This window comes from Janthinobacterium leeuwenhoeki (assembly GCF_051380795.1).
Classification (GTDB): domain Bacteria; phylum Pseudomonadota; class Gammaproteobacteria; order Burkholderiales; family Burkholderiaceae_D; genus Janthinobacterium.
This window is the reverse complement of sequence record NZ_JBNYXT010000024.1, coordinates 1-11,118: the sequence shown is the minus strand read 5'-3', so window position 1 is coordinate 11,118 and position 11,118 is coordinate 1. Positions and strand designations below refer to the sequence as shown.

General features: G+C 61.5%; 10 protein-coding genes. 7 read left to right on the top strand and 3 right to left on the bottom strand.

Translation table 11 applies throughout. From position 1 onward, the window contains the following. The first annotated feature begins 81 nt into the window (after nucleotides 1-81). From ACQ4WS_RS17750 to ACQ4WS_RS17740, 3 genes are all read left to right on the top strand, one after another. The gene (locus ACQ4WS_RS17750; protein WP_436478368.1) at nucleotides 82-966 is read left to right on the top strand and encodes a dienelactone hydrolase family protein; all 885 of its coding nucleotides are present in this window, start codon (nucleotides 82-84) and stop codon (nucleotides 964-966) included. 243 nt (nucleotides 967-1,209) lie between these two features. After that, nucleotides 1,210-1,968 carry a ZIP family metal transporter gene (locus ACQ4WS_RS17745; protein WP_051959370.1) on the top strand — a complete coding sequence of 253 codons (759 nt, stop codon included), beginning with the start codon at nucleotides 1,210-1,212 and terminating at the stop codon, nucleotides 1,966-1,968. A gap of 271 nt (nucleotides 1,969-2,239) precedes the next feature. Further along, on the top strand, nucleotides 2,240-3,976 hold the full coding sequence (locus tag ACQ4WS_RS17740; RefSeq protein ID WP_436478365.1) for an ABC-F family ATP-binding cassette domain-containing protein: 1,737 nt from the start codon (nucleotides 2,240-2,242) through the stop codon (nucleotides 3,974-3,976). Between the two features lie 47 nt (nucleotides 3,977-4,023). Here the strand turns inward: ACQ4WS_RS17740 and ACQ4WS_RS17735 are convergent, their stop codons facing one another. The 3 genes from ACQ4WS_RS17735 to ACQ4WS_RS17725 are packed head-to-tail and all read right to left on the bottom strand — an operon-like array spanning nucleotide 4,024 to nucleotide 6,972. Continuing rightward, nucleotides 4,024-4,875 (bottom strand): sulfurtransferase, encoded by an 852-nt coding sequence (locus tag ACQ4WS_RS17735; protein WP_436478363.1) that lies wholly within the window; start codon nucleotides 4,873-4,875, stop codon nucleotides 4,024-4,026. 13 nt (nucleotides 4,876-4,888) lie between these two features. Continuing rightward, nucleotides 4,889-5,812, bottom strand: a complete 924-nt coding sequence (locus tag ACQ4WS_RS17730) for a DMT family transporter (protein ID WP_436478361.1) — start codon at nucleotides 5,810-5,812, stop codon at nucleotides 4,889-4,891. A 59-nt stretch (nucleotides 5,813-5,871) separates the two neighbouring features. Next, the gene (locus ACQ4WS_RS17725) at nucleotides 5,872-6,972 is read right to left on the bottom strand and encodes an aromatic ring-hydroxylating oxygenase subunit alpha (protein WP_436478359.1); all 1,101 of its coding nucleotides are present in this window, start codon (nucleotides 6,970-6,972) and stop codon (nucleotides 5,872-5,874) included. Nucleotides 6,973-7,377: 405 nt separating this feature from the next. On the opposite strand from ACQ4WS_RS17725, the gene ACQ4WS_RS17720 reads away from it, so the two are divergent. From ACQ4WS_RS17720 to ACQ4WS_RS17705, 4 genes are all read left to right on the top strand, one after another. Then, nucleotides 7,378-7,629, top strand: a complete 252-nt coding sequence (locus tag ACQ4WS_RS17720; RefSeq protein ID WP_436478357.1) for an exodeoxyribonuclease VII small subunit — start codon at nucleotides 7,378-7,380, stop codon at nucleotides 7,627-7,629. Between the two features lie 8 nt (nucleotides 7,630-7,637). Beyond that, nucleotides 7,638-8,537: a polyprenyl synthetase family protein gene (locus tag ACQ4WS_RS17715; RefSeq protein ID WP_436478355.1), complete on the top strand. Its 900-nt coding sequence runs from the start codon at nucleotides 7,638-7,640 to the stop codon at nucleotides 8,535-8,537. Then, complete coding sequence (dxs, locus tag ACQ4WS_RS17710) at nucleotides 8,538-10,406, top strand: 1-deoxy-D-xylulose-5-phosphate synthase (protein WP_436478353.1); 1,869 nt, start codon at nucleotides 8,538-8,540, stop codon at nucleotides 10,404-10,406. Nucleotides 10,407-10,521: 115 nt separating this feature from the next. Further along, nucleotides 10,522-11,118: transposase domain-containing protein (locus ACQ4WS_RS17705; protein WP_436478351.1), on the top strand; the 597-nt coding region annotated here is incomplete at its 3' end.

Sequence of the window (11,118 nt, the reverse complement as noted above, 5' to 3'; positions counted from 1 at the left end):
CATTAGCAATGACCGTAGGTCGGCTTAGCGCGCAGCGCGTAAGCCGACATTTTTTGTCAACACACCCTTCAGGAGAAACGCATGAGCGACATGATCACCGATTGTGAAAGTTTGCTGGGCCAGAGCAGCATGTCTGGGCCGGACGGCCGGCGTGGTTTCCTGAAGGTGGCGCTGGGAACGGGCTTTGCCGTGGCCGTATTGCCTGTGGCGGCGCAAAACGTCATCAAGACCGATTCCGTCGGACTCGTCACGAGCACCATGTCGGTGATGGTCGATGGCCAGGCCGTGCCCGTGTATGCGGCGCAGCCGGAGGGCAAGACGGGTTTGCCCGTGGTCTTGGTCATTTCGGAAATCTTCGGCGTGCATGAACATATCGCTGACATGGCGCGCCGCTTCGCCAAGCAGGGCTATCTGGCGCTGGCGCCCGATTTGTTCGTGCGCCAGGGCGATCCCACCAAGGTGGCCAGCATCCCGGAATTGATGAAAGGCATCATCGCCAAGACACCGGACGCGCAGGTCATGGCGGATCTCGATGCTGTTGTTGCGTGGGCAAAACAGAATGGCGGCGACACGAGTCGCCTGGGCATTACGGGCTTTTGCTGGGGCGGGCGTATCACGTGGCTGTACGCGGCGCACAATCCGGCCGTCAAGGCGGGTGTGGCCTGGTATGGCCGCCTGGTGGGCGAGCCCAATCCCTTGCAGCCGAAGAACCCCATCGATATCGCCGCCAGCTTGAAGGTTCCCGTGCTGGGCTTGTATGGCGGCAAGGATACGGGCATCAGCCAGGAATCGATCGGCAAGATGAAAGATGCGCTGGGCAAGGGCGGCAACAAGTCGGAATTTGTCGTGTATCCCGATGCGGGCCACGCCTTCAACGCCGATTACCGTCCCAGCTATGTGGCGGCGGATGCGAAAGACGGCTATGCACGCTGCCTGGCCTGGTTCAAGAGCCACGGCGTGGCGTGATCTGCAACAGAAAAATACCGCATCTTCCAGAAGTTGGCGCGAAAGGCGCACCGGGCTGTAAAATGCCCGGTGCGCGTCAATGCAGTACAATTGCATCTTCATCGCGCTACGCTGCCGCCAAACGCGCAAATGTAAACAATAGATAACAACGCATTCATCAGGCCAGACGCCAGCATCGCGGGCGCCAGTGACCCGGCGCCATTTTGAGGTAAGAAAATCATCGATCCCGTCCTTATATCCATTTTGCTCGCGACCACGATCGCGGGCGTGTTGAGCATTACCGCGGCGGCGATCTTTTCGTTTGCATTCCTGTCCAAAGTGGTCGAGCGCATGGTCAGCTTGTCCGTCGGCATCATGTTGTCGACGTCCCTGCTGCACGCCTTGCCGGAAGCGTTTGAGTCGCAAGCGGACCCGCGCAGCCTGTTCGCCACCTTGCTGGCGGGCTTGCTGGCCTTCTTCATGCTGGAAAAATTCGCCATCCTGCGCCATTCGCACCATCACGAAGGCGATGGCCACCACCATGCGCACGGCCACGACAAGCACGAGGCGGGCAAGGCTGGCTGGATGATCCTCGTCGGCGACGGCATGCACAACTTTACGGACGGCATCCTGATCGCCGCCGCCTTCCTGGCCGACCCGAAGCTGGGCCTGGTGACGGGCCTGGCCATCATCGCGCATGAAATTCCGCAGGAAATCGGCGACTTCATCGTGCTGCTCAATGCCGGTTTCTCGCGCCTGCGCGCCTACATCTTCAATCTGCTGTGCAGCCTGATGGCGGTGGCCGGTGGATTGCTCGGCTATTTCACCCTGGATCGCGCCAGCAACCTGATTCCTTACGTGCTCGTGTTCGCCTCGTCCGGCTTCATATATATTGCACTGTCCGACCTGATGCCGCAGATGCAGCGTCGCGCCACCCTGCGCGAAACCATTCCGCAAGTGCTATTGATCGCGCTGGGCGTGTGCATCGTGCTGTTTTTGACGCATAAGCGCCACGGCGGTTGATGCCTGGCGCTGCCGGGTGTAGTATTGCCTTTCTGACTAACTTGCACAGAAAGGAGGAAAATATGGAAATTTTTATGCTCGCCCTATGGGATGCGCGTTCTTTAAGCACATTTGCAAGCTCTTGCCCACGTTCTATCGCGCTGCGATAACCAGGCCAGAGCAAAGCCACCCTCCTGCATAGAGTTTTTCTCTAGAGTCCTTTCTCGGCTCACGGTTTTCGTTAGCGCTCCTGTTAACGCGGATGCTTGCATCCCGAACAAAGACAAGAGCCATGACTACCCTTATCTCTACCCAAGCTTTACAACTGGATACCCACGACGGTTTCCTCTTCAACGAACTCGCCTTTACCTTGCGCCAGGGCGACCGCATCGGCCTGATCGGCCACAATGGCTGCGGCAAATCCACCTTGCTGGGCTTGCTCAGCGGCACACGTGTAGCGACCTCCGGCACCATCCACGTCGCCCGTGCCTGCCGCTTGCAGCACGTGGAACAGCATTTGCCGCCAGAACTTGCCAAGCTGAGCCTGTATGACGCCTTGCTGGCGCCCGTGCTGGAGCAGCCGGAACTGCATTGGCGGGTCGACAGCCTGCTGGCCGAGTTAGGCTTCGAGCACGAGACGGCGCAAGTGCCCGTGCATTCCTTATCCGGCGGCCAGCACACGCGGCTGCTGCTGGGGCGCGCCCTGCTGCAGGAGCCGAACGTGCTGCTGCTCGATGAACCGAGCAATCATCTGGACTTGCCGTCCCTGCTGTGGCTGGAGCAGTTCCTGCTGGCCTGGCGCGGCGCCTTCATCCTCGTCTCGCACGACCAGCGCCTGCTCGACAACGTGGCCACGCGCAGCTGGATCTTGCGCGATAGCCGCCTGTATGATTTCGACTTGCCGTGCGGCCCCGCGCTGGCGGCGCTGGCCGAAGCCGATATGGCCGCTGCCGCCAGGCATGCGGCCGAACAGAAGGAAATCGACCGCCTGGCCGTCAGCAGCACCCGCCTGGCTCTGTGGGGCAAGGTCTACGATAACGTCGGCATGGCGCGCAAGGCCAAAAGCATGCAGCGGCGCATCGACAAGCTGCAGGATGAACAGTCGTTCGTCAGCGATGGCGCACCTTGGCGCTTGAGCCTGCGGGGCAAGGCGCTGGCGGCCGACCAGCTGCTGGCGCTGGACGAACTCGATGTGCGCGCCGTGCCGGCCTCTCCCGTGCTGTTCCAGGTCGGCCAACTGTGGCTGAAACCGGGCGACCGCATCGCCTTGCTGGGCGCCAACGGCAGCGGCAAGTCATCCTTGCTGCGCCTGTGCTGGCAAGCGGTACAGGCACAGGAGGAACGGGCGGACTTGCGCTACCACAAGGCGGCCAACATCGGTTATTACGACCAGTCGCTCAGGCAACTGGCCGATACGGCCGACCTGTCCGACGCCCTGTACCCGTTTGCCGTGCAAAACGAGGCTGCGCGCAGCCAGGTGGCGCGCAAGCAGGCCTTGATTGCGGCCGGTTTTCCGTATGCGCGCCATGGTCAGACGGTGGCCACCCTGAGCGGCGGCGAGCGGGCGCGCCTGTTGTTTCTGGGACTGTCGCTGGCCAGCTACCATTTGCTGCTGCTGGACGAACCGAGCAACCACCTGGACATGCAGGGCAAGGCGGAACTGGGGCAAGCGCTGCTCGGCTTTGCCGGCGGCTGCTTATTGGTGTCGCACGACCGCGACCTGATCGAGACGGCATGCAATCGCTTTTGGGTGGTGGCCGATGGCCATCTGGAAGAGTGGCCGGATGCGGCCAGCGCCTATGCAAGGCTGAGCGCCGAGGATGGGCCGGCGTTGACACCCGCGCCGCGCGTGGAGCAGGCGTCTGCGGTACTGACGGACATCGACGTGCAGCTGGAGCGCTTGTGCGAACTGGAGCAATTGCTGGCGGAAGACCTGGCGAGAAAACCGCGCCACCAGAAGCCGGCCAGCCAGCAGGCGTGGCAGGCGGAGCTGGCGCAGTTGAATCAGGCGCCGGGGATAACGTCGTAGTTATCCACTGGTAAGAAAATGGCGGACCATCTGGTCCGCCATTTTTTTTAAGTCCCCGTCGCCACGGGCCGCGCCGGGTCGGCGCACCATTCGCTCCACGAACCGGGATACAGGGCCGCGCCGCTTAAACCGGCCACTTCCATGGCCAGCAAGTTGTGGCAGGCCGTCACGCCGGAGCCGCACTGCAGGATAGTAGATTCAGCCGTGCTGATTAGGCCCGCGAATTCCTGCTCCAGGTCTGTAGCGGATTTGAAGCGGCCGTCCGCCTGCAAGTTATCCTTGAAGAAACGGTTCTTCGCGCCGGGGATATGGCCGCCCACAGGGTCGATGGTTTCGTTTTCGCCGCGATAACGGTCGGGGGCGCGCGCGTCGAGGACGGTCAGCGCTTGCGTATCCAGGTTGGCAATGACGTCGCGTACGCTGACCGTGCGCGTCAGGCTGGCTTTTTCCATGAGCGTGCCGGCAGGGCGGGGCGCGACGGGCGTGACCAGGGGCAAGCCTTGCGCCTGCCAGGCGGCCAGGCCGCCGTCGAGCACGGCCACGGCCGGGTGGCCGAGCCAGCGCAGCAACCACCACAAACGCGCGGCAAACATGCCGCCCTGGCCGTCATAGGCGACTACTTGCGTGTCGTCATGGATGCCCCAGCCGCGCAAGGTAGCCAGCAGGGCGTTGCGGTCGGGCAAGGGATGCCGACCGGTAAAGTCCGCGCCGCGCGCCGTCTTGGGACCGGACAGGGCCGTGTCGATATCGGCGAACTGCGCGTTCTGGATGTGGCCGGCGGCAAACGCATCGCTGCCGGCCGTGGGGTTGAGCAAGTCGTGGCGGCAATCGAGGATGACCCAGTTGCTGTCATTCAGATGGCTGGCCAGTTCGCTGGCCTGGATCAAGGTGGTGTACATCAGGAATGCTCCTTTACACTTCGCTGGCGATGGGATCCGTGCGCGCTATCGCCGCGCCACGGGCCGTGTTGCGGGTATTGTAATAGGTTGCCGCGATGCCCGAGGCGAGGATGATGCCGATGCCGGCCCAGCCGTGCCAGTCGAACAGGTCGCCGAAGATCACCACGCCCCAGAAGCTGGAAAAGACGATGCCCGTGTATTGTAAATTGGCAACCACAAGGGTCTTGCCCAGGCGATAGGCGCGCGTCATGGCCATCTGCGCCATGGTGGCGCACAGGCCGATGGCGGCCAGCAAGCCGATGCCGTAATCGCTCGTGTGCGCGTGCCAGACGACGGGGCCGCCGCCGGCGCTGGCCACGTGGCCGATCACGCCGGCCAGGAAATTGACGACCGAGAAATAAAACACGACGCGGTATTCAGGTTCGCCCAGCAAGCCCAGCTTGCGCACTTGCAAGTAAGCGAGGGCCGACAGCATGCCGGAAATCAGGGCCGTGATGGCGCCGCCCAGCTGGTCCGTTTCGAACACGGGTTGCAGCAGCAGGGTTACGCCGACAAAGCTCATGGCAATCGCCGCCACCAGCGGCCACTCGACCTGTTGCATGCCTTTCCACCAGCCACCGGCCAGCAGGATCACGGCGATCCAGATGGGCGCCATGTAATTGAGCGTCATGGCCGTGGCCAGCGGCAGGATGGCGATGGCATAAAACCACAGCCACAGGGCGATCACGCCCACGATGCCGCGCCACAGATGCTGGCCCGGCATCGTGGTTTTGAAGCTGCCGCCCTGGTACAGGATGGTGCAGCTCATGACGGTCATGCCGATGATGCCGCGGTACATGACGATTTCGGACGTCGAATACAACTCCGACGCCAGCTTGACGCACACGCCCATGATGGCGAACATAAAGCTGGCAAACAGCATCCACAATGATTGCATAGGATTCCTGGGAAATGGGAGGATAAAAAAAGGGCCGCGCAATGCGGCCCCTCTACTCGTTACAGTTCGATATTGCTGCGGTACCACTCGTGGAAATGTTGCATGCCGTCTTCCATCGGCGACTGGTAAGGGCCCACTTCGCTCACGCCGCGCGCCATCAGGGCCTTGCGGCCCGCATCCATGCGCTGGGCGATTTCATCGTCCTCGACGCAGGTTTCCATGTAGGCAGCCCGTTCCGCATCGACGAAATCGCGCTCGAACAACACAATTTCTTCCGGGTAATAGAATTCCACCACGTTGCGCGTTTTTTGCGGACCATCGGGCCACAGGGTCGAGACGATCAGCACGTGCGGATACCATTCGACCATGATGTTCGGATACAGGGTCAGCCAGATGGCGCCATACGGTGGCGCTTCGCCGCCGCGGAATTGCAGTACCTGCTCCTGCCATTTTTTATAGGCAGGCGAACCGGCCTGCTGCAGGCCGCGGTGCACGCCCACCGTCTGCACGCTGTAATCCTTGCCGAACTCCCAGCGCAGGTCGTCGCAGCTGACGAAGCTGCCCAGGCCCGGGTGGAACGGTTCCACGTGATAATCCTCGAGGTAGACTTCGATGAAGGTCTTCCAGTTGTAGTCGCACGCGTGGATTTCCACGTGGTCGAACATATAGCCGGAAAAATCGAGGTCTTTCGAGACGGACAAATCTTTCAATTTTTCCATCACGTTGTAGCCGTTTTGCTCGAACAGCAAGCCATTCCAGCTTTGCAGCGGGGTTTTCGACAGGTTCAGGCACGGCGTCTCGGGGAAATGCGGCGCACCGATCAATTCACCCTTGAGGTCGTAGGTCCAGCGGTGCAGCGGACAGACGATATGGTTCGCATTGCCGCGGCCATTGAACATCAGCGCCTGCCGGTGGCGGCACACGTTGGACAGCACTTCGATGCCATTGGCGTTGCGCACGAGCATGCGCCCTTCGTTCTCAGACGCCAGGGTCGCAAAATCGCCGGTTTCCGGCACCATCAGCGCATGCCCGACATAGCGCGGACCGGCTTGGAATAATTGCTGCATTTCACGCTGCAACAGCGTTTCGTCAAAATAGACGTGGACCGGAAGTTGCGCGTTTGAACGCGCCAGCTTGGCGTGAGTAGCCAGATCGGACATCCCAACCCCTCATAAATGTACAACGGTCAGCAGTGCCCCAGGCCATTCCCTGGGCAACCGCTACAGAGAGAAAGAATCCGCAAAGACCTGAATTCAAATTTGTTGAAACGGTATTTCGGACAGAACCGGCGATTATAGCGCGTATCGGCCTCGGCATTGCCAAACCCCTGCGGCAAATAGCCTATTAATGAGAAACATTGTCATTTGGCGTGCAATTTCCGGCAGAGGGGGGCGATTCGGCTAAAATCCACTGCCAAGCTGGCAACGCTATTGACTTTGAGCGCGACGATTGCGCTTTAGTTTTCACTTAATAGTGTGGTTTGTTCTAAAATAACGCTTCTATGCTGGCCGGGAATCCCCGGCGTCTCCCTACAAGCCCCTCGTGCCACGAAGAGATCTGAGTCTATGTCGAAGAAATTAACTGCCGCTGCCGCAGCGCCGGCCTCGTTTGAAGAGGCAATGGCGGAACTGGCGCAGCTGGTAACGCAAATGGAAGCGGGCCAGTTGCCGCTGGAAGCATCGGTCGCGGCGTACCAGCGCGGCTCGGAACTGGTCAAGTATTGCGCAAGCCAGCTCGACAGCGTCGAAGCACAGGTGAAAGTACTCGAAGGCGACATGTTGAAACCCTTCGTGGATGCCGGCGAGGCCGCGCTATGATGGCGAACATGCAACAAGACGGCGTGACCTTCGGCGACTGGATGCAAGCCACCCAGTCGGGCGTGGAAGGCCGGCTCGACCAATTTTTGCCTGCGGCCGACGCCGTGCCGCACAAGTTGCACGCGGCCATGCGCTATGCGCTGTTGGGCGGCGGCAAGCGCGTGCGCCCGCTGCTGGTGATGGCGGCCGGTGAATTGTTTGATGCCGATCAAGATACCCTCGCGCGCGCTGCTTGTGCGTTGGAAATGATTCACGTGTATTCGCTGGTGCACGACGACATGCCGTGCATGGATGACGATGCCTTGCGCCGTGGCAAGCCGACCGTGCACATCGCCTACGATGAAGCGACGGCCCTGCTGGTGGGTGACGCGCTGCAATCGCAAGCGTTCATGCTGCTGGCCGACGGTGCGGCCATTCCACCGGGGCGGCAAATGGCCATGGTCAAGTTGCTGGCGCACGCCTCCGGTTCCTCTGGCATGTGCGGCGGCCAGGCGATCGACCTCGACAGTGTCGGCCTGGCCTTGACCTTGCCGCAGCTGGAACAGATGCATCAACTCAAAACGGGCGCCTTGCTGCGCGCGGCCGTGATCCTGGGCGCGCTGGCTGGCAAGGATTTGATGCCAGACGAGATGACGGCGCTGAACGCGTATGCGCGCGCCGTCGGGCTGGCGTTCCAGGTGGTCGACGACGTGCTCGACGCCACGGCCGACTCGGCCACCCTGGGCAAGACGGCGGGCAAGGATGCGGCCGCCAACAAGCCCACTTACGTATCGATACTGGGGCTGGAAGCATCGAGAGCCCTGGCAGAACAATTGCGGTGCGACGCCCATGCGGCGCTGGCGCCATTCGGGGACAAGGCACGCCGTTTGCGCGAGCTGGCAGACCTGGTCGTGCAGCGGAAGGCATAAATGAAACTGTTAGAAACCATCAATGAACCAGCGCAAGTGCGCAAGCTGGCCCGCTCGCAACTGGTGCCGCTGGCCCAGGAATTGCGCAGCTTCCTGCTCGATTCCGTTTCCAAGACGGGCGGCCACTTGTCGTCCAACCTGGGCACGGTCGAACTGACCGTCGCGCTGCATTACGTGTTCAACACGCCGCACGACCGCATCGTCTGGGACGTGGGCCACCAGACCTATACACACAAGATTTTGACGGGCCGGCGCGAGCGCATGCATACCCTGCGCCAGAAGGATGGCATTTCCGGCTTCCCGAAACGCGACGAAAGCGAATACGACACCTTCGGCACGGCGCACTCGTCGACGTCGATCTCGGCCGCGCTGGGCATGGCGCAGGCCGCCAAGATCAAGGGCGACCCGCTGCATGCGATCGCCGTGATCGGCGACGGTTCGATGACGGCCGGCATGGCCTTCGAGGCGATGAACAATGCGGGCGTGCAGGAAGACGTCAACTTGCTGGTGATCTTGAACGACAACGACATGTCGATCTCGCCGCCTGTGGGCGCGCTGAACCGCCACCTGGCGCGCCTGATGTCCGGCCAGTTCTATGCTGCGGCGAAAAATGTCGGCAAGTCCGTCTTGCCCGGCCCCGTGCTGGAACTGGCGAAGCGCTTTGAAGAGCACGCCAAAGGCATGGTCGTGCCCGCCACCATGTTCGAGGAATTCGGTTTCAATTATATCGGCCCCATCGATGGCCACGACCTCGATTCGCTGATCCCGACCTTGCAAAATATCAAGCAATTGAAGGGCCCGCAATTCCTGCATGTGGTGACCAAAAAAGGCCAGGGCTACAAGCTGGCCGAGGCGGAACCGATTTTGTACCACGGCACGGGCAAGTTCAATCCGGCCGAGGGCATCAAGCCGGCCACGGCGCCGGCCAAGATGACGTACACGGAAGTGTTCGGCAACTGGCTGTGCGACATGGCCGCGCACGACAAGCGCCTGGTGGGCATCACGCCCGCCATGCGCGAAGGCTCGGGCATGGTCAAGTTCGAACAGCAATTCCCGACCCGCTACTTTGACGTCGGCATTGCCGAGCAGCATTCCGTGACGTTTGGCGCGGGCCTGGCCTGCGAGGGCTTGAAACCCGTCGTGGCCATTTACTCCACGTTCCTGCAGCGCGCCTACGATCAGCTGATCCATGACGTGGCCCTGCAAAACCTGGACGTGACGTTCGCGCTGGACCGCGCCGGCCTGGTGGGCGCCGACGGCGCCACGCACGCGGGCAATTACGACATGGCATTCTTGCGCTGCATCCCGAACATGGTCGTCATGGCCGCGTCCGACGAAAACGAATGCCGTCAAATGCTGACCACGGGCTACCACTACCCGGGCCCGGCCGCGATCCGCTATCCGCGCGGTGCCGGCGCCGGCGTGGCCATCGTGCCGGAACTGACCAGCATTGAAATTGGCAAGGGCGAAGTCAAGCGCCACGGCAAGCGCATCGCCATCCTGGCCTTCGGTTCCATGGTGGCGCCTGGCGTGGCGGCCGGCGAGAAGCTCGACGCGACGGTGGCCAACATGCGCTTCGTCAAGCCGCTCGACGTGGCACTGGTGAAACAGCTGGCCGCAGAACACGATTACCTGGTGACGGTGGAAGAGGGCTGCATCATGGGCGGCGCCGGCTCGGCCGTGGCCGAAGCCCTGGCGGCCGCAGGGATCGTCAAGCCAATTTTGATGCTGGGCTTGCCGGACGTCTTCATCGACCATGGCGACCCGGTGCAGTTGCTGAAAAGCGTGGGCCTGGACGCCAGCGGCATCGCCGCATCGATCGAGCAGCGTTTTGGCGGCGCCCAGCCGCGCCTGGCCGCCGTCAGCTAAGTTTGCCGGCATACGGAAAAGCGGCACTGCAGTGCTAATGCCGTTCAGTTAAGACTGAACGGCATTTTCATTTTGGGCTTGTAAACGTCAGGGTCTGCTGTTAACCTGCCTGGCTATGCTCGACGATACTCTCCACTTCCTTGCTAATCACCTTGAAGCACCTGACTGGCGCCGGCTGGGCGAACACTTGCCGGTCGAGTGGATTGAGCAAGCCGTGCAGCGCACTGATGCAACGAGCATCCGCCATCGTCGCCTGCCAGCGGAGCAAGTCGTCTGGCTGATGGTGGCATTGGCGCTCTATCGCCACAAGTCCATTTGTGAGGTCCTCGATGATCTGGGCTTGGCCGTTCCAGACGCGCAGACCCCTTTTGTCAGCAAGAGCGCAGCTGCCCAGGCGCGCCAGCGCCTCGGTTCAGACCCGTTGAAATGGCTGTTCGATCACTCGGCGCAGCATTGGTGCGGCCAGGATCGCCGCGCCTATGTATTTAAAGGGCTGGTGTTGTTTGCCATGGACGGGACCACCTTGCGGACCCACGACAATGCTGAGACCCGTGAACACTTCGGCGCACAAAATTATTCCAGTGGCGCCATCGCAAGCTACCCTCAGGTACGCGGGGTGACCGTCACTGCGTTGTCAACCCATCTTGTTCACAGCGCTGCGTTTGGGCCTTACGGCACGAACGAAATGCTGTACGCCAAAAAGCTAATCGAT

Bases quoted from the DNA above. Each gene is read 5' to 3' on its own strand.
- ACQ4WS_RS17730 (WP_436478361.1), bottom strand. From the start codon at position 5,812: ATGCAATCATTGTGGATGCTGTTTGCCAGCTTTATGTTCGCCATCATG.
- ACQ4WS_RS17725 (WP_436478359.1), bottom strand. From the start codon at position 6,972: ATGTCCGATCTGGCTACTCACGCCAAGCTGGCGCGTTCAAACGCGCAA.
- ACQ4WS_RS17735 (WP_436478363.1), bottom strand. From the start codon at position 4,875: ATGTACACCACCTTGATCCAGGCCAGCGAACTGGCCAGCCATCTGAAT.
- ACQ4WS_RS17740 (WP_436478365.1), top strand. From the start codon at position 2,240: ATGACTACCCTTATCTCTACCCAAGCTTTACAACTGGATACCCACGAC.
- ACQ4WS_RS17750 (WP_436478368.1), top strand. From the start codon at position 82: ATGAGCGACATGATCACCGATTGTGAAAGTTTGCTGGGCCAGAGCAGC.
- ACQ4WS_RS17720 (WP_436478357.1), top strand. From the start codon at position 7,378: ATGTCGAAGAAATTAACTGCCGCTGCCGCAGCGCCGGCCTCGTTTGAA.
- ACQ4WS_RS17715 (WP_436478355.1), top strand. From the start codon at position 7,638: ATGCAACAAGACGGCGTGACCTTCGGCGACTGGATGCAAGCCACCCAG.
- dxs (WP_436478353.1), top strand. From the start codon at position 8,538: ATGAAACTGTTAGAAACCATCAATGAACCAGCGCAAGTGCGCAAGCTG.